This window comes from Pseudomonas sp. PSE1(2024), from assembly GCF_050990555.1.
GTDB lineage: Bacteria > Pseudomonadota > Gammaproteobacteria > Pseudomonadales > Pseudomonadaceae > Aquipseudomonas > Aquipseudomonas aphyarum.
This window is the reverse complement of sequence record NZ_CP158967.1, coordinates 2,811,349-2,835,602: the sequence shown is the minus strand read 5'-3', so window position 1 is coordinate 2,835,602 and position 24,254 is coordinate 2,811,349. Positions and strand designations below refer to the sequence as shown.

Annotated in this window: 21 protein-coding genes; all 21 read right to left on the bottom strand. The window is 60.5% G+C overall.

The window, feature by feature from the left end; all coding sequences use genetic code 11:
* Positions 1–337: 337 nt before the first annotated feature.
* The 21 genes from ABTV87_RS12715 to benA all read right to left on the bottom strand — a co-directional run bounded on the left by ABTV87_RS12715 (position 338) and on the right by benA (position 24,158).
* Complete coding sequence (locus tag ABTV87_RS12715) at positions 338–1,003, bottom strand: sulfite oxidase-like oxidoreductase (protein ID WP_433899657.1); 666 nt, start codon at positions 1,001–1,003, stop codon at positions 338–340.
* 9 nt (positions 1,004–1,012) lie between these two features.
* A complete protein-coding gene (locus ABTV87_RS12710; RefSeq protein ID WP_221533447.1) occupies positions 1,013–2,068 on the bottom strand; it encodes a substrate-binding domain-containing protein in 1,056 nt (351 codons plus the stop codon).
* Between the two features lie 31 nt (positions 2,069–2,099).
* The gene (locus ABTV87_RS12705) at positions 2,100–3,125 is read right to left on the bottom strand and encodes an ABC transporter permease (RefSeq protein WP_433899656.1); all 1,026 of its coding nucleotides are present in this window, start codon (positions 3,123–3,125) and stop codon (positions 2,100–2,102) included.
* Positions 3,118–4,674: a sugar ABC transporter ATP-binding protein gene (locus ABTV87_RS12700; protein ID WP_433899655.1), complete on the bottom strand. Its 1,557-nt coding sequence runs from the start codon at positions 4,672–4,674 to the stop codon at positions 3,118–3,120. Before ABTV87_RS12700 ends, ABTV87_RS12705 begins: the two co-directional genes overlap by 8 nt.
* A gap of 8 nt (positions 4,675–4,682) precedes the next feature.
* Positions 4,683–5,354 carry a methionine ABC transporter permease gene (locus ABTV87_RS12695; protein ID WP_007955507.1) on the bottom strand — a complete coding sequence of 224 codons (672 nt, stop codon included), beginning with the start codon at positions 5,352–5,354 and terminating at the stop codon, positions 4,683–4,685.
* On the bottom strand, positions 5,351–6,151 hold the full coding sequence (locus ABTV87_RS12690) for a methionine ABC transporter ATP-binding protein (RefSeq protein WP_085604741.1): 801 nt from the start codon (positions 6,149–6,151) through the stop codon (positions 5,351–5,353). Before ABTV87_RS12690 ends, ABTV87_RS12695 begins: the two co-directional genes overlap by 4 nt.
* Positions 6,148–6,957: a MetQ/NlpA family ABC transporter substrate-binding protein gene (locus tag ABTV87_RS12685; RefSeq protein WP_085604744.1), complete on the bottom strand. Its 810-nt coding sequence runs from the start codon at positions 6,955–6,957 to the stop codon at positions 6,148–6,150. Before ABTV87_RS12685 ends, ABTV87_RS12690 begins: the two co-directional genes overlap by 4 nt.
* A gap of 27 nt (positions 6,958–6,984) precedes the next feature.
* Positions 6,985–8,037, bottom strand: coding sequence for an isopenicillin N synthase family dioxygenase (locus tag ABTV87_RS12680; RefSeq protein ID WP_085604747.1), 1,053 nt, complete (start codon positions 8,035–8,037; stop codon positions 6,985–6,987).
* 183 nt (positions 8,038–8,220) lie between these two features.
* The gene (locus ABTV87_RS12675; protein ID WP_039771176.1) at positions 8,221–8,484 is read right to left on the bottom strand and encodes a PAAR domain-containing protein; all 264 of its coding nucleotides are present in this window, start codon (positions 8,482–8,484) and stop codon (positions 8,221–8,223) included.
* A gap of 21 nt (positions 8,485–8,505) precedes the next feature.
* Entirely contained in the window at positions 8,506–8,847 is a 342-nt protein-coding gene (locus tag ABTV87_RS12670) for an immunity protein Imm33 domain-containing protein (RefSeq protein ID WP_256578500.1), read from the bottom strand.
* A gap of 177 nt (positions 8,848–9,024) precedes the next feature.
* On the bottom strand, positions 9,025–9,465 hold the full coding sequence (locus ABTV87_RS12665) for a hypothetical protein (protein ID WP_085604750.1): 441 nt from the start codon (positions 9,463–9,465) through the stop codon (positions 9,025–9,027).
* Positions 9,466–9,473: 8 nt separating this feature from the next.
* A complete protein-coding gene (locus ABTV87_RS12660; protein ID WP_085604753.1) occupies positions 9,474–14,195 on the bottom strand; it encodes an RHS repeat-associated core domain-containing protein in 4,722 nt (1,573 codons plus the stop codon).
* Positions 14,192–17,098 carry a type VI secretion system tip protein VgrG gene (locus ABTV87_RS12655; protein ID WP_433899654.1) on the bottom strand — a complete coding sequence of 969 codons (2,907 nt, stop codon included), beginning with the start codon at positions 17,096–17,098 and terminating at the stop codon, positions 14,192–14,194. The genes ABTV87_RS12660 and ABTV87_RS12655 overlap by 4 nt, the downstream gene beginning before the upstream one ends.
* A 127-nt stretch (positions 17,099–17,225) precedes the next feature.
* Entirely contained in the window at positions 17,226–17,741 is a 516-nt protein-coding gene (locus ABTV87_RS12650; RefSeq protein ID WP_433899653.1) for an Hcp family type VI secretion system effector, read from the bottom strand.
* Between the two features lie 321 nt (positions 17,742–18,062).
* Entirely contained in the window at positions 18,063–18,977 is a 915-nt protein-coding gene (gene catA, locus ABTV87_RS12645; protein ID WP_433899652.1) for a catechol 1,2-dioxygenase, read from the bottom strand.
* 41 nt (positions 18,978–19,018) lie between these two features.
* Positions 19,019–19,309, bottom strand: coding sequence for a muconolactone Delta-isomerase (gene catC, locus ABTV87_RS12640; RefSeq protein ID WP_221533455.1), 291 nt, complete (start codon positions 19,307–19,309; stop codon positions 19,019–19,021).
* Between the two features lie 18 nt (positions 19,310–19,327).
* Complete coding sequence (locus ABTV87_RS12635) at positions 19,328–20,449, bottom strand: muconate cycloisomerase family protein (protein WP_433899651.1); 1,122 nt, start codon at positions 20,447–20,449, stop codon at positions 19,328–19,330.
* 22 nt (positions 20,450–20,471) lie between these two features.
* Positions 20,472–21,233 carry a 1,6-dihydroxycyclohexa-2,4-diene-1-carboxylate dehydrogenase gene (locus ABTV87_RS12630; RefSeq protein ID WP_433899650.1) on the bottom strand — a complete coding sequence of 254 codons (762 nt, stop codon included), beginning with the start codon at positions 21,231–21,233 and terminating at the stop codon, positions 20,472–20,474.
* Between the two features lie 27 nt (positions 21,234–21,260).
* Positions 21,261–22,268 (bottom strand): benzoate 1,2-dioxygenase electron transfer component BenC, encoded by a 1,008-nt coding sequence (gene benC / locus ABTV87_RS12625; RefSeq protein WP_433899649.1) that lies wholly within the window; start codon positions 22,266–22,268, stop codon positions 21,261–21,263.
* Positions 22,269–22,314: 46 nt separating this feature from the next.
* A complete protein-coding gene (benB, locus tag ABTV87_RS12620) occupies positions 22,315–22,803 on the bottom strand; it encodes a benzoate 1,2-dioxygenase small subunit (RefSeq protein WP_433899648.1) in 489 nt (162 codons plus the stop codon).
* On the bottom strand, positions 22,803–24,158 hold the full coding sequence (gene benA / locus ABTV87_RS12615; protein WP_433899647.1) for a benzoate 1,2-dioxygenase large subunit: 1,356 nt from the start codon (positions 24,156–24,158) through the stop codon (positions 22,803–22,805). Before benA ends, benB begins: the two co-directional genes overlap by 1 nt.
* Positions 24,159–24,254 lie beyond the last annotated feature (96 nt).

Below are 24,254 nucleotides of genomic sequence, written 5' to 3'. Positions count from 1 at the left end.
AGTGTCGGCAATCGGTGCACGGCAATTTCTGCTGTAGTTTTGATATTCAGAAAGGCAGCCAAGTGTGTTGGACAACTATCGGCTGTTAGAGCGCAAGAACCCCAAAGTTAGTAGAACCCCCTGATTACCGATGCTAGACGAGCGCTCGCCTGCCGCAAAAGAACCAATAACGCTTAGGTTATGCCCGACGAATGGAGTGTTTCCTGAGCAACACTTGTGTTTGCGCAACAACATGAACACCCAACTAACCAACAACTAATCACGCACAACAACGCACTCCACGTTGTTGTAGAGAGCGTTATTGATCTGTGTTTTTTCGGTGCGAAGTTAGATGCCGTCAGTCGAAGTCCTTTTCCCGCCAGGCATCTTCGGCAATGTCTAGCGCATCGCCGCTGAAGCGCTGTTCAATGAACGGATCGGCGTGCAAATGAAAGCCGTTGCGCTCCCAAAAGCCCGGTTGCTCCTGATCGGTGAATTCGAGCCCGCGCAGCCATTTCGCGCTCTTCCAGAAGTACCGCCCCGCCACCACCAGCCGCAGTGGCCAGCCATGTTGCGCGGTCAGCGGCTGACTGTCGTAATGGGTGGCCAGCAGGCTGTCCGTGTGCAACAGGTCATCGAGGCGCAGGTTGGTCTGGTAATCGTGATCGGCGTGGGCCATGACGAAGGACGACGTCGGCCGGATGTCCAGGGCCTGCAACAAGTCTTGCAGGTGCACGCCGCTCCAGCGGGTGTCGAACTTCGACCAGCGTGTCACGCAATGAATGTCGCATTGCAACGAGCGTTGCGGCAGCGCTTGCAGATCGGCGTAGGTCAGCTCGACCGGGTGGGCCAAGGTGCCGAACAGGCGCAGCGACCACGTCGCCAGGTCATACGCCGGCACCTCGCCTTCGTGCAGGATCGGGAAGCGCTCCGTCAGCACCTGCCCCGGCGGCAGCCGTTCGCCCAGCGCCACATCGGCTTTCGGCGAACGGCTTTTGCGCAGGCGCGCAGCCTTGTCGTGCATGTCGGTTCCTCAGTTCGCCACGGGAATCCACGGTGCCCGCGCGACATTGGCGGTGTCACCGAAGGCCGGCAGTTTCTGCCCCAGGTCCCGTACGTTTTTCACGTCCAGATCCAGCAGTTGCTGACGGGTGATCAGGGTCGGTGGCACCAGCACCTTATGCCCCGGATTTTCCCCGGCGATCAGCATCGCCAGGCTGCGCACGCTGATCGCGCCGGCCACTTGCGGATTGACCGCAGCGGTGGCGGCCCAGGCGCTGTCCGGCTCTTTCATGATCTGGATGTCGGCGGTGGAAATGTCGGCGCTGTAGATCTTCACCTTGCGGCTCAGACCGGCCTCGTCCACGGCGATCTTCGCGCCTTTGGCGAACTCGTCGAACGGTGCGAAGATCACGCTGATCCCCGGATTGGCCCGCAGCACGGCGCTGGCCTGATCGGCCACCGAGTTGGCAATCGGCGGATTGAGCGTGCCGAAGCGCGCCTTTTCGATGATCCCCGGATTGCTCGCCTTGACCTGGCTCCAGATCTCGTCGCGGCGCTCCATCGGCGTAAAGCCGCTGATGTAAACGTACCCGGCGTCGAAGCGGGTGCCGTTGTCCTTGACCGCTTGATCGAGTGCCAGCCGCGCCAGCGCGTGGTGATCCTGCTCGACCTGGGTCACCTGTGGCGTGTTCAGATCGACGTCGAACGCGACGACCTTGATGCCTTTGGCGAGCGCCCGGTCGATCGGGCCTTTGAGGGTTTCCGCCAGACCCAACTGGACGATGATGCCGTCGACGCCGAGGTCGGCGGCCTGATCGATCATCTCGCCCTGGCTCGCCGCCTGTTGCCGCGCGTCGAACACCCGCAGGTTGGCGCCCAGCGCTTCGGTCTGTTTCTCGACGCCGCGCAGATAGGCTTCAGGGAAATCCCCGGAAAACAGATAGCCCACCAGCGCGATCTGTACCTGACCTTTATCGAACGGCGCCGGTGCGCCGGGCAAGGCCTTGGCCTGCGCATTGAAGGCCAGTGCCGAGAGCAGCGCCCCCGCGAGGCAATGACGTGCGAACTGCTTGATTGAACCGTGCATGGATCTTTCCTTGAAGCATCAATAAAACGGCTCAGCGCGCCCGATGCGCGAGGCCGAAGGTGAACATCAGGGCCAGCACCAGCACCAGTCCCTTGACGAAATCCTGCGCGTAATACGGCGCGTTGAGCATGGTCAGGCCGTTGAGCAACGAAGCCACCAGCAACGCGCCGACCAGCGTGCCGAACGCATTGGGCTTCTTCGCCCCGAGCACGGCAAAACCGATCAGCGCAGCGCCCAGTGCATCGAGCACCAGACCATTGCCAGAGCTGACATCACCGCGCCCCAATCGCGCCGCCAGTAACAAACCGCCCAGCGAGGCCAGCAGCGCCGAGAGCACATAAGCCAGCAACTTGAAGCGCTGCACCGGCGCACCGGCCAGACGCGCCGCCTGCTCGTTGCCGCCAATCGCATAGAACAGCCGGCCGATGCGCGTGCGTTCGAGAAACAGCCACACCGCCACCGCAACCACCGCCGTGATCAACACCGGAATCGGCACGATGTCCCACAGCCGTCCGCGACCCAGCGCCAGAAACACCGCACTGAACGAACCCTCGGCTTCGTCGCCATTGGGCAGGGTCATGCCCACCGCAATCGAACGACCGCCCGTGGGAATCAGTTGCACGCCGATCACCAGGAACATGCTGCCGAGCGTCGCGAGAATGTCCGGCACGCGCATCTTCACGATCAGCCAGCCGTTGAGCAGCCCGACCAGTGCGCCACCGGCCAGGCTGATCAGCACCGCCGGCACCGCGCCCCAGCCGAGCACCACCATCACGTAACTGGCGATCATCAGGCTCATCGCCGCCACCGCACCGATCGACAGATCCAGCCCGCCCACGGTCATGGTCAGCGTCACGCCCAATGCCAGCAGCGCGACAATCGACACCGACTGCAGAATGCTGAACAGGTTGCCGACGCGCAGGAACGCCGGTTCCGCGACACTGAAAAACACCACGATCAACGCCAGCACCCACAGCAGGCCGTAGCGGATCAGCGCTTGCACGAAGCGCTCGGACGACGCCGGGGTGGATGACAACAGGGAACTCGAATCAGGCACTCGCTCTACTCCTTGGCGCGGCTTGAACAAAAGAATTTTGCGGATCGCTGCCGGCCAGCGCCGCGACCAGGGTGGCGCGATCCAGCCCGGCACGCGGGTACTCGGCCACCACCGCGTGATCGCGCACCAGCAGAATCCGGTCGGCGATATCCAGCGCCTCATCGACGTCCGAACAGATCACCAGCGTGGCGCGGCCAGCGGCGCTGTCGCGCAGCAGTTGGCCGATCTCGCGCCGGGCACGCACATCGACGCCCTGAAATGGCTCGTCGAGGATCAGCACCCTGCCCTCGCCGAGCAGCCAGCGACCGAGCACGACTTTCTGCTGATTACCGCCGGACAACGCGCTCATCGGCACATCGATGCCGGCGGTCTTGATTCCCAGCGCCGAGACTTGCGCCTCGACCGCCGCTGCTTCGGCACGGTTGCGGATGAAACCGCCCCGGGTGAAGCGTTCGAGGAACGGCAAGGTCAGAGTTCGACGCAATGAAAAATCCGGCACCAACGATTGGCTCGCGCGATCTTCGGCGGCGAAAAACACACCACTCTGGATCGCCTGCCGGGGCGAGCCCGGTTGCCAGTTGGCTCCATCCAGTTGCAGTGAGCCGGACAACGGCTTGCGCAGCCCGAACAGCACTTCGGCGATTTCGCTTTTGCCGGCGCCGAGCAAGCCGGTCAGCACCACCACTTCGTTTTCGTGCAGGGTCAGATCGAAAGCCTGGGTGCGCGGCAGGATTTTCACGCCGCGCAGTTTCAGCACTTCGCGCCCCGCCGCTCGCGGTGTGTAGACGTGGGCTTCCAGCGCCTGACCAAGCATCGCTTCCAACGCCTCTGGCAATTGCCGGGCACTGAACTCACCGGCCAGTTGCCCGTCACGCAACACCACGGCGCGGTCGGCCACACGTTGCAGATCGGACAGCCGATGAGAGATGTACAAAATCGCCACGCCACGGCTGCGCAAGGTGTCGATCAACCCGAACAGACGCTGCGCTTCGGCATCCGACAGGGCCGCCGTCGGCTCGTCGAGAATCAGCAGTCGCGGTTGCAGGGCGAAGGCGCGAGCCAGCACCACCAGTTGTCGTTCGGCCTGGCCGAGGTGTTCGATCGGTTGCTCCAGCGGCAGCACCAGACCGAGGCCGGCGGCGATGCTCGCGGCGCGCTCCAGCAGGCGTTTGCGATTGAGCCAGAAGTCGGCGTCGGGGCGGCACAGTTCGTCGAGCAGCAGGTTTTCCGCCACGCTCAATCCGGGCGCGATGCCTTCATTGATCTGCTGATGGACCGCGACGATGCCGAAACGACGCGCCGACAGCGGCGAACTGAAATGCCGGGGCTGGCCATCGATCCAGATCTCGCCGCCCTCGTGGGTCTGGCTGCCGGCGAGGATCTTCACCAGCGTCGATTTGCCCGCACCGTTGGCGCCGAGCAGCGCCACCACTTCGGCAGGAAAAATATCCAGGCTGACCCGGTCCAGCGCCCGGTTCGAGCCAAAGGTCTTGCTCAGTTCACGTACACGAATCAGTGGTTCGGAGACCACGGCGACAGGCGCACCCATAAAATTCCTTAACGTCGATGAGCCAGCGAACGCACCAGTCGATCGCCCAGGCTTTGCACGCCCTGGACGAGGATGACCAACACCACGACGGTGGCGACCATCACTTCATTGTTGAACCGTTGATAACCGTAGCGGATCGCCAGATCGCCCAGTCCGCCACCGCCGATGACCCCGGCCATGGAGGAAAAACCGATCAGCATCACCAGCGTCAGGGTGATGCCCGCCAGCAGGGCCGGCAGCGCTTCGGGCAACAGCACTTTGAAAATCACGTGGCGGATGTCACCGCCCATGGCGAGGATCGCTTCGATCCGGCCCTTTTCGACTTCATCCAGGGCGTTCTCGACGATCCGCGCAAAAAACGGGAAGGCGCCGATGGTGATCGGCACCACGGCGGCGGTGCTGCCCAGCGTGGTGCCGACCACCAGCCGGGTCAGCGGGATCAGGGCAATCAGCATCACCACGAACGGCAGCGAACGCCCCAGATTGATGATCGCCCCCAAGGCTTGATTGAGCCTCGGCAACGGGTACAGGCCCTGACGCCGGCTGATGAACAGCAACACCCCCAGCGGCAGGCCGATCAGCAGGGTGAACAACCCGGCGAGCAGCACCATGTACAGGGTTTCGCCGGTGGCGTTGAGCACCAGTTGCAGGATTTCATTCCAGTCGATCACGCGGTTCATGAGTGGGCCGCCCGTACGCCGTATTGCCGCAGAAAACTCAAACCGGGCGCATCGTGCCCCAGCGGCAAGCCGCAACTGGGTCGCAGTGAAGCGCCGAGCGCGGACTGCGGATCGGCCAGCAATCGGGCCACCGGCCCCGCCTCCACCAGTTTTCCGTTGGCCATGGACGCGGCGTGATCGCAGATCGACTTGACCACGTCCAGTTCGTGGGTGATCAGCACGATGGTCAAACCGAGCTGGCGGTTGATATCGCGCAACAGCTCCAGAATCGATGCGGTGGTTTCCGGGTCGAGGGCGCTGGTGGCTTCGTCCGACAGCAGATACGCCGGCCGAGCCGCCAGGGCCCGAGCGATGCCCACCCGCTGCTTCTGACCGCCAGACAGTTGCGATGGAAACGCTTCGGCCTTGTCGCCCAGGCCCACCAGATCCAGCAACTCCCGAACCCGTTCATGGCGCTGTGATTTGGCGACTTTGGCGATTTCCAGCGGCACCGCGACGTTGTCGAACACGTTGCGCGAATGCAGCAGGTTGAAGCCCTGGAAGATCATGCCGATGCGCTGACGCTGGCGGCGCAGTTCGCTATCGGACAGCGCCGTGAGGTCTTCGCCGTCCAGCAGAATCCGCCCGGCATCCGGGCGTTCGAGCAGATTGAGGCAACGCAGCAGCGTCGATTTACCCGCGCCGCTGCGCCCGAGAATTCCGTAGATCGCGCCATCGGGAATGCTCAGCGACACTTGGTCCAGCGCCGGGGTCGACGCTGACGGATAGGTCTTGCTCAACTGCTCGACGACGATCATGGCTTGGCATCCGCCACCGGGATCACCGAACCCTTGAAGTTCTCGGCGATGTATTTGGCGACTTGCGGCGAGGTCAGGTCCTTGGCCAGTTGCTGAATGCGCGGATCGTTTTCCAGTTTCGGCGTGGTCACCAGAATGTTGGCGTACGGGTTGTGTTCGGCCTTCTCCAGACCGAGCGCATCCTTGGCCGGCACCAACCCGGCTTCCAACGCGTAGTTGCCGTTGATCACCGCCAGGTCCACATCGTCCAGCGCACGTGGCAATTGCGGCGATTCGATTTCGAGGATCTTCAGGTGTTTAGGGTTTTCGGCGATGTCCTTGGGCGTCGCCTGATCGGCCGCCGGGTCATTGAAACCGGGCTTGAGCTTGATCAGGCCGTTGTCCTGCAACAGGTACAGCGCGCGGCTCAGGTTGGTGACGTTGTTCGGTACGGCGACCGTGCCTTTGTCCGGCACCTGGGCGAAGGTTTTGTGGCGATGGGAATAAATTCCCAGCGGTTCGATGTGCACCGTGGCGGCCACCGCGAGTTTTTCGCCGAGGGCCTTTTCCTGGGATTGCAGGTACGGCAGATGCTGGAAGTAGTTGGCGTCCACATCGCCGTGCACCAGCAGCTCGTTGGAGTTCACGCCCTGCGGGATTTCGATCACCTTGAGATTGAGCTGCGGATCGAGCTTCTGGATGTACGTCAGAATCTGCGCGTGGGGCACCGGGTCGGCGGCAACCCGCAATGGTTCCAGCGCTTGAGCACTGAACGAAGTCACCAGCGCGCCGAGGACGGCCAGGGTCAAGCCTGCTTTTTTCAACATGGGAAGAGTCCTTAAGCGAGTGATGGATCAGGCGTTGGCGGTCCTGCGAAGCGGTGTCTGGGTATTCGACGCATCGGCGTAAAAGCGCTGCGCGACATCGGGATGGGAGCGCAGTCGGCCCTTCAGATAATTCCAGCCGACATCGCGGAACAACGGATTGAGCGGATCACTGGCCGGGCCGCGCGCCTCACGCAACAGCGCCGTCGGCAACGGATAAAGCGGCACCACTGCATCCAGTTGCGCGCCGAGGAAAAACGCGATGGACAATCGCTCGCTGCCCACCGGTGGCGACACCACCCGATGCACCGTGGCGCGCAGGTAACCGTTGGTGGCCAGCTCCAGCAACTCGCCGATGTTCACCACCAAGGTGTTGTCCCGAGGCAGCGCATCGATCCAGCGCCCCTCTTCGATTTCCACTTGCAGGCCGGCCTGCTGGTCTTGCAGCAGGAAGCTGAGAAAACCCGAATCCTTGTGCGCGCCGACGCCCTGATTGCTCGTGGTCGAGGCTTGCCCCGGATAGCGCATCAGCTTGATGTGTTCGTTGGGTTTGTCGCCGTACAACCGGTCAAAAGCGTCTTCCGGCAAGGAAAGCGCCTGAGCGAATGCGCGCAGCAGACGCAGCGACATTTGAGTCATCGCCTGCTGCCAGTCGAGCAGCAGCGGCTTGAGCTGCGGCAACGCTTCCGGCCATTGATTCGGCCCTTGCAGCCGCGCCCACAACGGACTGTCGGCGTTCAACGGCAAGGCGTCGCGCTCGGCGCCCAGATCGAACTGTTCACGTTGATCAGGCTGCCCTCGAGTGATCTCGGAAGCGGCGCGGTTGTAGCCGCGAAAGTGCGGCGAATTGATCATGCCGACGGCGGTTTTCTCGCTGTCAGGCAAGGCGAAGAACTGGCGGGCATAATCCTGCACTTGTTTGAGCAGGCTGGCGTCGATGCCATGGCCGGTCAGGTAGAAAAAGCCCACATCGCGGGCGGCATGGCGCAAGTCATCGAGAAAGGCCTGGCGTTGCGACGGCGTACCGTCGAGCAGGGACAGGTCGAGGATGGGTAATGCTGTGATATCTGAGGTGTGCGGCATGATTCACTCCCGTGTGAATCAAACCTGAAGAGTCCGTGATCGATTCAGCGTGTGCCGTCATGGCAATCGGGAGGTCTATCGGTTTGATGCTTTTGATTCGTCTATGAAACAAAACTAAACGATATTAAAAACACCGAACAAATATCTTTTTTGCATTAGCTTAGGTCTGTCTGACTACAGGACTCAGCTGACCACCGCGCCCTTCGGGCCGCTGGCAATAAGCGCCGCCCCACACGCAGTTTTCATGCCGTCGAGCGCGATGGGCACGCCATCGACGGTGTAGGTGCTGCTGCCCTCGGCAATCGGAAAAATCCCTTTGCACAACGGGCAACTGACCTTGTGACCGAGCCCGGCAATCGGCTTGCCGTTAAGGTCGGTCCGGGAGAAGGCTTCGAGGACTTTGCCACCGTGGGTGGTGGAGTCGCCCAAGCGAATTGCGTCTTTCATGCTCTCACTCCTTTGACCAGGTTACTCAGCCATCCACACGTCTTCGTACCCTTGGGTATCGATGATGAATTTTGCACCCGTGGGTAAGCACAGATATTTCATCACCAGCGGAAGCATTTCGGGCAAGTGTTCAATACAAACCGGCTGGTAAAAATCAATCGCCGCGGAATGCGTGCCGCCGTGGATGAACCAGCTGACATTCCCCCCATCCGGCAAACGAACGCGTGTGCCATAAATGGGTGTGTTCCCTAGCGACTCGATGGCGATAGCGACCATTTCCTCAGGAGGAAGCACAGACATCCCGTATTTTTCACAGACCGCGTTCTGCGCGGCGCTGGGATAAACCCGCTCATGTTCGCTCACAGCCACTCCATTTGTTGATCCGATTCCATTCGATTGTGGGTTCAGGGTCGTCAGACTTCGAGCCACCAGTTCAACAGCGTCTCGTCATCCAGGTTCTGATAGATGTTGGCAAAAATAAATCCGCCCCCTTTATCCCCCCTTTATCCTCTGCATGCCGGCCCTGAGCCTTGAGTCACATCAGGCGAAGTAACTTTCGATCTCCGGATACTCATCCAGGAACTCATCACTTCGAATAAAGGCGTCAAGACCCGGGGATTTCTTCGCGGCCCCGACAATCGCCTTGATCTTCTCTGCGTTATCCGAGTTAACGACACGACCGATCAGAATAAGAGGCCATTCCTTGCCACTTGCCTGGCTTTGCAACGTTGAGAAGTTCACCGCAAGCCTTTCAGCAAAAACGCCCGCTTCAGCATGATCAAGAACACCCAACACGCGCTCTTGCACACCGTAGTCGTCGTCATCGCAAAAGGTCGACAGCAGTACATCAATGGTTTTTGCATCGAGTTCGTCGCGGACACTGCTCACGAGCGCCGAGAACTCACGAGCATCTTCCGGGTTCTCGTAGCGATCCAATGAAACCAGTTTGTCTCGCCACACTTTGAACGCTTGATCATTCATGGTTTCTCTCACTTATCCAGAAATTTACGGCACTTGGCATACGCCAGCATTTCTTGCATTGCTTCATTGTACTTTCTGGGTTGTCCGACCTGAGTGGCAACACGGCGCACATCTCTGATCTCCATCGCCATTGCTCCCCTCATGTCCCCCACCTCAATTTTTGACTGGACCTGAGCCCGATAGGCTTTGCCGGGATTACCCTGGTGACCGTGACTCATTGTTTGGCCATGGTCATAGGGCTCCATTTGAATTGCAGGCCCCTGGCTTCTCTTTATCGGACTGGTGCTATCTGCCGGCATGTGATGCGACTCGATCCCCGAGGCTGTGGTGCCTCCATAAGATCCGCCTCTGAATGGCCCGGTTCCTTCAGGGTTGCCTTTCTTCAGATCGGCACACGGACATCTTGCCAAGCCTAGCGGGTCAATCCAGCCCAGTGGACTCGGCGCATACACAAAGAGGTTCAACCCACCGTCATAACCGATGGGATCTTTGCTGATAAAGCGTCCAATCAACGGATCGTAATAACGATAACGATTGTAATGCAGCCCCGTTTCTTGATCGTGATACTGCCCCTGGAAGCGAAGCGGGTTGCCAATACCCTGTTGCTGCGCCATTGGCGAGCGCTGTTCAGCCACGCTCCCCCATGCCTTGTACTGTGCGCTCCAGGCTATTTCGCCATTCTGGTCGGTCAACTCCAGAGGAGTCCCCATTCGGTCGCATTGATACCAACTCAGGACGTCGATTGGCAGCGCCACAGGTACGTGATTCCACAGCGGGTCGTCCTCCAACTGATACTCGCCGCTGAAGTCAGGCTGCCCCATCAGAATGATTGGCTGGTGTCGCAAAGCTTGCGCAACCGGAATGTAAGTACCCGGCTCATAGATGTAATGCACCGTGCGCCCGGGATCACCATCAACCAGAGCCGGACTGCTCTCCCAGGCCAGCGTATCGCCGTCCCAGCCATACAATGTGAAACCACAACCCGACTCTCGCTGCTTGCGGACAAACTCATTGTCGTTCCACTGTGATCCGGCTTCAGGCCGTCGCATGAAATGCGCAGTCGAGTTCTTGTAAAGGCGGCGTCCCAATACATCGTAGGCATACTCGACTTCCAGTCGAGCATCATCAAAGTGAACCAAACGGTCGAACAAGTCCCAGCGCATTCTGGCGATACTGCCGTTGTGCCAACGCTGTATCAGATTGCCTCGATCATCGTATTCATAGTGGGTGCCCGAGTACTCACGCAGCAGGTTGTCCACCCGCTTGCTACGCATCGGGTCCTGATCCAGAGGTCGGCGCATCTGTTGAACCGGCTCATCAAGCAAGTTACCGGCAGGATCAAAGGCGAAAGTTTCCACACCCTGTCGACTCGCCGCCTTGATCAGGCGCCCCACCGGATCGTACTGATACGTCAGCGGCCCGCGTCGCGTGTCGTTGAGAAGGATCAGTTGACCCGCAGGATCATATTGATATTCACGCTTGAGCAACGTGCGCTTGTCATCGCTGCGACCCAACAATTGCTCCTGCAACTGCCCAGCCGGGTCCCACTTCTGCGTCTGCAATAAATGATTACCCTGATGGCGGGCGATTTCGCGATGCAGATCGTCACGCTCCCAGGCCAGCAATTCGTGGTCATCCACTTTCAATCCCAGCAAGTGCCCACTGCCGTAGGTCATCCAACTGACTCTTTGGCCATCCGGTCGCACAGTCGCTACTCGCTGATTCAGGGCATCATATTCATGTTGCCAGACTGCGATCCGTGGCTGCTCCAAACTCAGATAATGCTGGTGTTCACGCAGCAGGTTACCCGCCGGATCGTGGAACCACTGCAAGCGACTGTGATCATTTTCGGCCAGTGTCATATTGCCGTTGCCATCGTAGGCAAATGTTTCACTTTGTACCTGTACGCCCAGACTCGCACGACGCTCTATCAGACGGCCCATCAGGTCGAACTGGAAAGCCACTCGCCGCTCGCCATCAAGCTTGCTGCTCAAACGACCTGATTCAGAGTCGTACTGGTAGCGCGTGATATGGCCGTCGAAACCTGTTTCCTCCAATAACCGCCCCATTGGATCGTAATGAAAATGGGCGCTACGCTCATTTTCGTTCTCCAAAGCGGTCAAACGACCGAGACGGTCCCAGCGATAGCGCAACGTTTGCTCAGCCGCATCCACTCGCTCGACGATAAGGCCGGCGGCGCTGTAGTTCCAGGTGGTGCAGCGGTTCAGGCTGTCGACATGGGCCAAAAGGCGCCCTTCGGCATCGCGACTGAAACGTTCCTCAGACTTGTCCGGATGCCTGATCAACACCAGTTGACCAGCCGCATACTCATACTCGGTGCCCTGCCCTGCCGCATCGGTAAAGCAAATCAACTGACCCAGGCCGTTATACTCCCAAGTACTGGTTTTGCCGGAGCAATCTGTGTATCCGGTCAACTGACCGGCATCGTTGTATTCGAATTTCTTCTCTGCCCCGTTTGCATCCTTGACGGTCTCCGGATAGCCGGCAGATGTGTAGGTGTACTCTGTCTTGTTACCCAGAGGATCGACAGCTTCCACAAGATTGCCGCTGTCGTCATAAGCTCTGGTCCACTGTCCGCCCTCTGCATCACTAACCTTGATCAGTTGGTCCAGATCATCGTATGCGTAATGCACTACGGTGTTATCGGCACGGATGTGTTCGAGAAGATTGCCACGCTCGTCGTAGCTGAACCGATCAACGCTTCCATCGGTGTGGACATGTCGCACGACATTTTTGGCCTCATCGCGGAACAACCATTCCGAACGCTCATCCGGATGCCGGATACGGTACGTGTAGCCAAGAATGTCGTAGTAGTGCCAGGTCTCATTGCCGTGGGCGTCAGTGACGTAGGTCAGACGAATGTTTTCGTCCCACTCAAGTCGGGTATCGAAGCTTCCATCATCCGCCCATTCACGAATCGCTTTGGCATCGGAGCCGTCCCCCTGCCATTGCAAATTCATGCCCCGCCCGGTCCGGTCGGTATATCGCGTGATCAGATGGCTCCGGAATTCATAATTCCAGGCATAACCGTTTTCATCCTGTGCCTGAACCAGATCTCCCAAGGCATCATAGTGATAGGCACACAGTTGGCGCTGAGGGATGCCATCGGCAATCTCCCACAAACCTGTCAGACGCCCGTGGTCATCGATCAGTGTTCCGAGTTGTAGATGAACCTTTGTAACGTCCCCCTGATAGGTGAGAAGGTCAGAGAGCACCGGCTCATCACCATGCATGTGCTCATAGTGCAGCATGATTCCAGCACCACTGCGCAGTTCGATGCCGGCGAGCAGAAAGCGTGCCCCACGACGCACGTAGGTTTCTTTTCGCTCAACGCCACGGCACAGCAGCAATTGATTTTCACCTGAGCGAATCAGAGTCAGGTTTTCAATCGGGTCATGATGGGCTTCGCCGACTTTGGGCAAGGCATATTCATGACTTCGGCCATCGGCCGCATGGAAGACCAACCCGTCATCCACATAATCGAAACGAGTGGTGAACTCGTTGATCCAGCGAGCACCCAGGCTGCCTTTGTCGTAGGCCTCCAGATTCGAGTAATAAGTACGGTTCCAGACGATGGGAAACGGGCCCGGCAAACGGAAATCCGTGTGGGTGATGGTTTCCGTGCCGCGTGCAAAGCTGATGTTCCTTTTCGTACCTGTCGGGACGACATTCTTGCAATCACTGGCATCAGAACGGGCTCGCGCCTGGCTTTGTTGCAACTCCAGTTGGCCTTTGCCGGCGCGTTGTTCAGCCTTGCTCGTGGCCCCCGGTTTGACACTGGCGGCCTGACCATGAGAGCGCCGCTTGCGCCAGGTTGCTACCGAGCCCGCCAACATCTGCAACAGCCAGCCAATGGAATGCTGAACGCCCGGGTCACCAAGCTTTTTCATCTGGGATTGCAGCTCCACCCCCAGCGTGCGAAGCATCGAGGTGTTGCTCAGTACCAGAGCCTTGGCTTTCTCCGGCAGCAAGTTCTTAGCGGCACTGTTGGCAACGCCTTTGCCTGCAGCCTTGTAGGCACTGAAAGCGGCACCGAAAATGTTGCTGATAGCCGCCTTGGGGTCGTGCAACAACTGACCGCGCGCCGCCGTGATTTTCGAACCGGCCGCATTGAGGTCGCCCTTCGCATCGAGCTTGCCATTGACCACCTTCTCCAAGCCCTTGGCAATTTCGTTCACCGCGCTTTGACCCAGTTTTCCAGCGTCGTCGAGAATGCCCGCCAGTTTGGGTTGTGCCTGTTTTACGAAGTCATCGATGGTGCCGACGATGGTCGCGTTCAGATGCCCGATCAGCACTTCGATCAGGGAGTCTCCCAGCAGTGTCTTGGCACTGTTTCGCAGTTCCTGACGCACCAGCCCCAGGGTCGGGCGTAATGTCATGCGCGCAGAAGCCATGGTCGGCGGCGCAGGCAATACACCAATCAGGTTGATACCCAGGCTGACCCAATCCAGCACTTGACGCTGTTTGCTTTTGGCCAGAGTCACTATGTCTCCGAGGGCATCTACCAACGCCATGATGTTGCCCACGACGGGAAGAGCACCCGCGACGTTCTTGACCCGATCGAGTGTGACGACACCGCCGCTGATGGACTGCAACCAGGCATCGAATTTGGCAGCGCCGCGTCCGACATCCTGAATATCGATCGTATTGAGTGGCACCACCGCGACTTGCGGCTCACGCGTTTTCGCACCATCGGATCCAGTCGTCATGACAACACCTCTCCCGCCAGCAGGCCCGGGGTTTTCAAGGAAGTTTTTGGCAGGGCTGGAGCCGGAAGCGTTGGCAACTTGCCCGCCTTGCTCGCCGCCCCGAGAATCCCCGACGCACTCGGCAACGCCGCACTCGCCAGTTTCGGCAGTCCGGCCGCTCCGCCCTGCATCACGCCTTTCACCTGCTGCGCCGTTTGCATCGCACCTTGCGCGGTCTGCATTGCCCCCATCCCTGTCTGTGCCAATTCCTTGCCCTTCTCCAACATGTCCCAGTTCTTGCTCGGCAGCGCCTGCGCCACCATCGCCTGCACCTGACTCGGAATGTCTTCCCCGCCCGGCGGATTCAACGGCCATTCCGGTTTGCCGATGTAGCTGCCGTCGCTCCAGGTGTCCGCCGGATCCTTGCCGAACAGCACCCGCGCTGGCCCCGGTGCGGCGCCGGCAACACTGGCGAAACCCTTGGCGTCGAGCTTGCCCTTGATGCTTTTGCCCAAGGCATCGATGACTTCGTAGTCGCCGTCCTTGATGCCCTGGCGGCCGGCGTACTGGTTGAACAGTTCGAGGTTGCCCTTGCCCGGTTTCGGCGGTTCCGGGAACACGCCGGCCAGGGATTTCGCCCCGGTGTAGGCGAAGTTCGCCGCGTGGGCGGTGTACGGGCCGCTGGTGGCGTGGGTGATGCCGCCAGCGTTGTAGGTCGTGGCGCTGCCGCCGCCCTGGATCACCAGTTCGGTCTTGGCGGTGATGGTGATGCGGTCGGCGTTGGCGGTGATGTTGAGTTTGGCCAGCAGGTTGATGCTGTCCTTCAGCGCCTTGACGTCGATGTCGCCGGACGCCGCCACCAGCCGCCAGCCCATGCTCTGTACGAACAGGCGCATGCCGCGACTGGCGCTGGCCAGCAGGCGTTTGCCGATGGAAAAACTGGTGTGACCGGTGCTGCTCAGCGCCAGGTGTTCGCCGGTGGCGATGTGGCTGGAGCGCGGCGTGGTCAGGGCGATACCGGCGGGACTGGCGAGCACCAGATGCGGCTCGGTGAATTCGGGGAATTCGTTGGCGGTGAGGTTCGCAGGTCCCGAGCCGAGCACGCCCTGGTGTTGCGCGTGCAGCGCTTTGGCCACGTCGTCCTGATCGCCGGCTTCTTGAGCCTGAAGCTCTTTGGCCTGCGTGGCGAAACCGTCCTGTTGATCGCTGGCCGTGGCCAGACGTTCGGCGGTTTCCGGCAGGTCCTTGTGGTGCTTGGATTCGTTCGGGCGCGGCTCGGTGGTGATCAGCAAACCCGCGCCCGCACGCACGGCGCCATGGCGGTCGGTTCTTAACTCAAAACCTTCGCCGCGTGGCTGACCGCCGCTTGGACGCGGATGAGTCAGGTAACCGAGGTTGATCGCGCTCGCACCGTGATCACTGCGCAGCGCGATGCTGATCTCGCTGGTGGTGTCGTCGATGCGCAGTTCGTTGGCGCGGCTGCCCTTGTATTCCTTGCTCTTGACCGTGGCCAGGGTCTTGAAGTCGGGCAACTTGTACGGCGGCAGGTTGGCGCCGTGGTACAGGCAACCGGTGATCAGCGGCTGGTCGGGATCGCCTTCGAGGAAGGTGATCAGCACTTCCATGCCGACCCGCGGAATATTGATCGAGCCAAAGGTTTCAGCGGCCCAGTTGGAGGCCACGCGCATCCAGCAGGTGGTCTTGTCGTCGTGCTGGCCTTCGCGGTCCCAGAAGAACTGCACCTTCACCCGGCCGTACTGGTCGCAGAAGATTTCTTCGCCTTCGGGGCCGGTGACCACGGCGCTTTGCGAACCGAGGACCTTGGGCTTCGGGTGATCCAGCGGCGGGCGGTACGGCACGTCCCACGGGATCGCGTTGAAGCGGTTGCGATAGCCCTGATGGAAGTCGTCCTTGTCGTCAGTGGTGTCGCTGGTGACCGACTCTTCCAGCACTTGCGGCTGTTTGCCTTCGTGGAAGATTTCGGTGAGCAGCCACAGGTCGTTCCACGTCGGATTGGCGTGGTCGGTCAGGGCCAGAAAATGCCCTGTGACCAGAATCGGTTGGTCGCTGTTGCCCTCGGCCAGGCGATAGTCGCTGCGATGGCGTTCGAGGTTGCGATTGGCCAGGTGCTTGCCACGCTCGCGATCCACGAAACGACCCGGGTAATCGTAATCTTCCAGGTCTGGCTGAGCGCTGCTCTTGGCGTCGCTTTCCAGTTCGATCTTCGGTTTGACGAAGTCGTAATCGCGCCGCGTGGTGCGGCTGGTGCGGGTGGCCAGGCGCAGGCCGAAACGCTTGACCACCGGCTTGTCCGCCACCAAGCCCGAGTCTTGCTGATAGGCCACCGGCGCGAGTTTCGGGAACACCGTCTGGTCATCGCCGAAGGTCAGTTTGTGGCCGCTGGACGTGTGCTGAAAATGGTAGTGAATCCCCTCCTCTTCGCACAGGCGCTGGACGAAATGCAGGTCACTTTCATCGTACTGCGTGCAGTAGATGCGCTCGGGATAGATCGCGCTGAGCTGGAAGTGGTAATCGCTGGCGAGGATGCCGTGTTCTTCCAGCACCTGACTGATGATCTGCTGCACGGTCATCTGCTGGAAAATGCGCTGGTTGAAGCGGTGCGCGAGGTACGAAAGCTGCGGTCGCAGGGAAATCCTGTAGCGGGTCAGGCGCTTGCCCGCCTCGCCCTGGGCGATGCTGTAGATCAGCCCGTGTATCCCGCTGCCGCTCGGCGAGAGCTGAAGAAACGCCAGTTTGTGCAGCAGGTTTTCGAGGTTGATCGAGGCCTTTTCGCTGACCAGTTCCAGCTCGAATTCGAAGGGCGTGTTGAGGGCTTCCCGACCGGTGAACGACAGCACCTGAAAATCGCTGTCCGCGCCATCGATGGTCAGATTGAAATGGGGCTGGTTGGCCGGTGAGAACATTCCCTTGTCCCTCGCACAGTGCTGCGACGCCGCCAGATCGATAAGGATCTGGCAGCAAAAATTCTTTGAGTAGTGAAGATGCCTCGACCGGCTAAACCGGCCGAGACGGTACAACCATCAGCCGCGATTAAACGACTGGAGCACGCCAGTCATCGGAACCCGAAGTACCGGATACTTCGTGGGTCCAGGTGATTTTGCGGTAGGTGAACTGCACTTCTTCCAGGTGGGTGAAGTGCGCGTTGCCTGGATCCTGGCAGTTGTGCATTTTGTTGTTGATGGCGACGATGATCGCGTCTTCCAGTTTGGTGGTGTAGTAGTGCTCTTGGGTACCTTGAGCCGAAGTGCGGTACCACTGGATAACGATTTCGCTCATGCGCTCGCCGGAGGTCAGAGCAGCTTGCAGCAGTGGCGAAGCCTTGTCGTAGACCTTGGTGATGATCACTGGCTTGTGCACGCGCTGACCGGTTGGCTGACCGGATTGCGGGTCACGCGGGATGATCACGTCGTGGGTGAACGCCTGAACCATGACCTGGTCTTCGTGACCTTCCTGATAGGTGTTGCCAACGGAGTCGGCAGTGAACGCGCCGGCAGTGATCAGGCCTTGTTTTTCGCCGGTAACCGACATGTACGCTGGTGTTGCCATGGGGTGTGCTCCTTGCTCAAAAGACAGAACCGGACGGCGTGATTGCCTGCCCAGGTGGCCAAGGAGTTATCAAAAGTCGTGCCAGCCATCACATAGCCATTACCCATCAAGGGTTTACCAAGTCCGCGTGGGATTTTTTCGATTTTTTCTGTAGGAAACGGCGAAAAAGTGCGCAAGAAGTTGCGCAGTACTGTGCAACTTTTTGCGCACTTGGCTGGAGGCCTTGATCGGAAAGGCCTCCAGCGATTTTTGCCGTGGTTTTATGACGGACTACTGCGCAACTTTTTGCGCAGTTCAGCCAATCTGATCAGAGCTCCGAAATCAGGCTTCCTGCAACGCCCGTGGTCGTTGACTGCGCTGCTGCGCCGCCGCATCCGGCGCCTGCTGCAACTGAAAGTCGAACTTCAATTCGGCGCGACGTCCCGCTGCATCCTCCAGAAACTCGACCTCCCCGACCAACCCTTCACGGGTCGCATACGCAAAGTCATCCCACAGGTATTTGTCCCCCGACAGATTGATCTGCGTCGTCAGGTGCCGATGCCCCGGGGCGGAAATGAAGAAGTGAATATGAGCCGGGCGCTGGCCGTGGCGGCCGAGCAGGTCGAGGCATTCCTGGGTCGGGCCTCGCGGATCGCAGCCATAACCGGAGGGCACGATGCTGCGGGCGCGGTAGCGGCCTTCGGCGTCGGTGATGATCCGCCGGCGAAGGTTGTATTCGGACTGGCTCTGGTCGAAGAACGAGTACGTGCCCTTGGTGTTGGCGTGCCACAGGTCGACTGTGGCGCCGGCCAGCGGCTGGCCTTGCGGGTCGAATACCTGGCCTTCGAGCAACATCAGCGTGGCGACGCCCTCCTCGCTGCCGTCGTCCATCCGGCATTCACCTTCGTACAACGGCGCGCCGGCCACGTACAACGGGCCCTCGATGGTGCGCGGCGTGCCGCCGGTCAAGCCGATCTGCGCATCCTTGGCATCCTGCAGCAGGTCGAGAAAATGTTCGAGGCCGAGGCCGGCCACCAGCAGCCCGGCTTCCGAGCGGCCGCCCAAGCGGTTGAGGTAATCGACGGCTTTCCAGAATTCGTCTTCGCTGATCTCAAGGTCTTCGATGATCCGGGCGGTGTCCTGCAACACCCGCAGAACAATGGTTTTCAAGCGCGAGCTGCCGCCATCGTTGGCGAAACCGGCGGCTTCTTCGAAGAACGTTTGCAGTTCGGCAGTGTGGGCAATCTTCACGGTCATGGTGTTCACCTCATCTTGTTGTTGTGGGGTCGGGTCCGGGCTCAGCGGTCGTCGGTGTGGATCGACGAGGGGTGGCGGCAGAGGCCGTCGATCTCGATTTCCATGTAGGGAAACAGCGGCAGCAACATCAGGGTGTCGTGCAGCGCTTCGACGCTGGGCACGTCGAACACGCTGTAATTGGCGTAGTGCCCGGCGATGCGCCAGAGGTGGCGCCACTGGCCTTCGCGTTGCAGGCACTGGGCGAGTTCCTTTTCGTCGGCCTTGAGCCTTGTGGCAACGGCCGGGTCCATGTCGGCGGGCAATTTCACGGTCATTTTTACGTGGAACAGCATGGCGTTCTCCTTGGGGAATCAGTGCCGGCGAAAACGCGCCAGACGCTCTTCATCCAGCGTCAGGCCCAGGCCCGGGGTGCGTGGAATGTGCAGGTGAAAGTCGCGGTACTGCGGGCGCTCGGTGACGATGTCTTCGGTCAGCAACAGCGGGCCGAACAGCTCGGTGTCCCAGGTCAATTGCCTGAGCGTGAGGAACGCATGGGCCGAAGCCAGGGTGCCGACGGAGCCTTCGAGCATGGTGCCGCCGTACAGGGCGATGCCGGCGGCTTCGGCGATTTGCGCGGTGCGCAACACGGCGCGCGGGCCCCCATTTTTGGCGATTTTCAGGGCGAAGACGCTGGTGGCGCCGTCGGCGGCGAGGCTGAACGCGTCCTCGACACTTTCAATGGATTCATCGGCCATGATCGGCGCCGGGCTGCGCTGGTTCAGGCGAATCTGCCCGGAGCGATTGACCCGCGAGATCGGCTGCTCGATCAGGTCGATACCGTTGTCGCCAAGTACCTGACAGCCGCGAATCGCCTGGGATTCGTCCCAGTACTGGTTGACGTCGACCCGCACACTGGCGCGCTCGCCCAAGGCTTTCTTGATCGCCACCACGTGTTTCAGATCCTGCTCCAGCGGGTTGGCGCCGATCTTCAGTTTGAAGATCCGGTGCCGCCGCGCTTCCAGCATTTGCTCGGCTTCGGCGATGTCGCGGGCGGTGTCGCCGCTGGCCAGGGTCCAGGCCACTTCGAGGCTGTCGCGGACCCGGCCACCGAGCAGTTCGCTCACAGGCAGGCTGAGGCGTTTGCCTTGGGCGTCGAGCAATGCGCTCTCGATGCCGGACTTGGCGAAGGTGTTGCCCTTGGCAATCTTGTCGAGCCTCTGCATCGCGGCGTTGATGTTGTCCGCGTCCAGGCCGATCAGCGCCGGCGCCAGGTGCGCGTCGATGTTGGCCTTGATGCTTTCCGGGCTTTCGTAGCCGTAGGCCAGACCGCCGATGGTGGTGGCTTCGCCGACGCCTTCGATACCGTCGCTGCAACGCAGGCGCAGGATCACCAGCGTCTGGTTCTGCATCGTGTGCATCGCCAGTTTGTGCGGGCGGATGGTCGACAGGTCGACGATGATCGCCGACAGGTTTTCAATCAGGATCCGGTTCATTTCAGTGTCCATTCAAGCGTGATCAACCGAGGTCCCCGCCACCGACCGGCAGGGTTACACCAGTGATGTAGGAGGCGTCGTCCGAGGCGAGAAACAGGATCGCGCCGATCTGTTCGTCAATGGTTCCGTAGCGTTTCATCAGGCTGCTATCGAGGGTTTGCGCGACGATCTCCTGATACCAGGCCTGCTCCTGCGCGGACTGTTCGGCGGTGTTGCGCGGGATGCGCCGGGGCGGCGCTTCGGTGCCGCCGGGCGCGGTGGCGTTGACCCGGATCCCGCGCTCGGCATTCTCGAAGGCCAGGCAGGCAGTCAGCGCATTGATTCCGCCCTTGGCCGCGCCGTAGGGAACGCGGTTCAGGCTGCGGGTCGCAATCGACGACACATTGACGATCGCGCCGCGCCCCTGCTTGAGCATGTACGGCAAGGCTGCGTGGCAGCACCAGAGCGTCGGGAACAACGAGCGGCGCACTTCGGCCTCGATCTGCTCGACTTCGTAGTGCTCGAACGGCTTGGCCCAAATGGTGCCGCCGACGTTGTTGACCAGCACATCCAGGCGCCCGAACGTATCGACGGCGGCGCTCATCACCCGGGCGCAATCGGCGTATTGCTCCAGGTCGGCGGTCAGCGACAGCACGCCCTCGCCTTGCAGTTCGTGAACCAGTTCGGAGCGGTCGACGGCAATGACCTGCGCGCCCTCCTCCAGCAAGCGCTCGCACACCCGGCGACCGATGCCCTGCGCCGCGCCGGTGACCAGCGCGACCTTGTTGGCGAATCTGTTGTTCATGACAACCTCGCAATTCAGAAAGAAGACTCAGGCCGCCGCGAATTTCTCGAAGTAGAAGTTCGCCGGCGTGATGCCCTGCTCGCGGATGTACTGGCTGACCGCCTCGACCATCGGCGGCGGGCCGCACAGGTACACGTCGACATCGCCTTCGTTCAGGTGGCGCGGTTCGATGTGCTGGGTGACGTAGCCCTTGAGCGGGTGCTGACTCTGCGGATTGGCCACGCAGGCGCCGAAGCTGAAGTTCGGGATGCGCGCGGCGAACGCTTCGAGGCGGTCGATTTCGACCAGATCGAAATCGTTGGTCACGCCGTAGATCAGGTGAACCGGGTGCTCGCTGCCCTGCTCGGCGATCTTCTCCAGCATCGCCGTGAACGGCGCCAGCCCGGTGCCGCCGGCCAACAACAGCAACGGACGCTTGATTTCGCGCAGATAAAAACTGCCCAGCGGCCCGGCGAGATTCAGGCTGTCGCCGGCCTTGGCCAGCCCGGTGAGGAAGCTGCTCATCAGACCGCCGGGGACGTTGCGGATCAGGAAACTGACCTCGCCGTTCTTCTGCAACGAGCTGAAGGAATAGGCGCGGGATTGCTCGCTGCCCGGCACTTGCAGATTGACGTATTGCCCCGGCAGGAACGCCAGTTTGCTCAGGGATTCGCCCTTGAGCGACAGCGCGATGGTGCTTTCGGAGAGCTGACGAACATCGCTGATCGACGCCTGATAACTCGCCTGTTCGGTCTTGCACACTTGCGAGTCGACCGGCACCCGCACCACGCAATCGCTTTCGGCGCGCATCTGGCAGGTCAGGACGTAACCCCGGGCCAGTTCATCTTCACTCAAGGCGTCTTCGATGAAATTGTCGCCCATGGCGTAACGCCCGGCCTCGGCGAGACATTTGCAGGTGCCGCAAGCGCCGTCGCGGCAGTCCAGCGGGATGTTGATGCCTTGGCGGTAGGCCGCGTCGGCAACGGTTTCGTGGCCCGAGGCCTCGATGAAACGGGTGACCCCGTCTTCGAAATTCAGTGCGATCTGGAAACTCATGGTACACCTCGCTCACAGCGTCGAGCCCGGCTCGCCGCCGTCTCGATCAGATGTGGTAGATGTCGATGACCTGACGGACGTAATCGTTCTTCAGCACGACTTTCTTGGCCTTGATCAACGGCTGGTCGCCGCGCAGGTCGAGGGTGTAGAAGCTGGTGCCGAAATAACTGTCGGTGACCTGATAGCGAAAGCTCAGGGTGTGCCAGTTGAAGCGCACCTGGCATTGCCCTTCGCCCTGCTCGACGATCTCGATGTTGCTGAGGTTGTGTGAGGTGCGGGTGTCGGGAATGGTCGCGCTGGAGCGCTCGGTCTTGATCCGGAACACCCGGTCTTCGAGGCCGCCACGGTGGCCGTACCAGATCAGCGAGATTTCGCTTTGCGGGTCTTCGGTCAGGGTGTCGTGGTCGTCCCATGCCGGCATCCAGAAACTGGCGTCGGCGGCGTAGAGTTCCAGCCACTGATCCCACTGGCCGTCGTCCAGATAGCGCGCTTCGCGGTAGAGGAAATCGCGCACAGTTTCGTAGAGGTTGCTCATCACACAGCCTCCACGGGGATCAGGTTTTTATCGCTGGCGGCGGCCTTGAGCATGGTTTCCTGCCAGTACTTGTGTTGCAGCACGAACAGGCCTTCGTCCTCGGTGCGCATGCCGGACAGCAAGGGTTTGAGGTCGATTTCCTCGGCCGCCGCGTCCGGGCCTTCGACCCAATGGGTTGCGCCACGGGACATATCGTTCCAGCCGCGCCCGGCGCCGTATCCGGTCTGGCACGAGCGGAATTCTTCGAGGTCATCCGGAGTGGCCATGCCGCTGACATTGAAGAAGTCTTCGTATTGGCGGATGCGTTTGGCCCGGGCCTCCGCGCTTTCACCTTTGGGGGCGATGCAATAGATGGTGATCTCGGTCTTGTCGACGGAGATCGGCCGGGCGATGCGGATCTGCGAGCTGAACTGATCCATCAGATACACGTTGGGGTACAGGCACAGGTTGCGCGAGTTCTCGATCATCCAGTCGGCGCGGGCCTGGCCGAAGTCCCGGGCCAGTTCATCACGACGCTCGTAGGCTGGACGGTCCTCGGGGTTGGCCCAGCGGGTCCAGAGCAGCAAATGGCCGTGGTCGAACGAGTAGAAACCGCCGCCCTTCTTCGCCCAGCTGCCGGCGCTCATGGTCTTGATTTCTTCGCCGGCGTCGCGCTGCTGACGCTGGTTCTGGGTGGCGGCGTAGTTCCAGTGCACGGAGCTGACGTGATAGCCGTCGGCGCCATTTTCGGCGGTGAGTTTCCAGTTGCCTTCATAGATGTAGGAGCTGGAACCGCGCAGCACTTCCAGGCCTTCGGGGGACTGATCGACGATCATGTCGATGATCTTGGCTGACTCGCCCAAGTGCTCGGCAAGCGACTTCACATCGGCATTCAGGCTGCCGAACAGAAAGCCGCGATAGGACTCGAAACGCGCGACTTTGGTCAGGTCGTGAGAGCCTTCGCAGTTGAAGCCTTCGGGGTAGCCGGCTTCGCTTGGGTCTTTGACCTTGAGCAGTTTTCCGCTGTTGTTGAACGTCCAGCCGTGAAACGGGCAGGTGTAGCTGGAACGGTTGCCGGACTTGTGCCGGCACAACATGGCGCCGCGATGGCTGCACGCATTGAGAAAGGCATTGAGTTCACCGGCCTTGTTGCGGGCGATGAACACGGGTTGGCGACCCATGGTGAGGGTCAGAAAGTCGTTGGCGTTGGGGATCTGGCTTTCGTGGGCGAGGTAGATCCAGTTGCCTTCGAAGATGTGCGCCATCTCCAGTTCGAACAGCCGCGGATCGGTGAACATCTCCCGCTTGCAGCGGTAGGCCCCCTTCTCGGGGTCCTCTTCAAGCATGGCATTGAGGTAGTCGATTCCCAGGGACATGGCCGGGGCCTCCATTGTTATTGTTCAGGCCAGGTCAGATTAGGGAGGCAACGCGGGCGGCAATATCCGAATCCTGCAGAGCGCTATCCGTTTTGT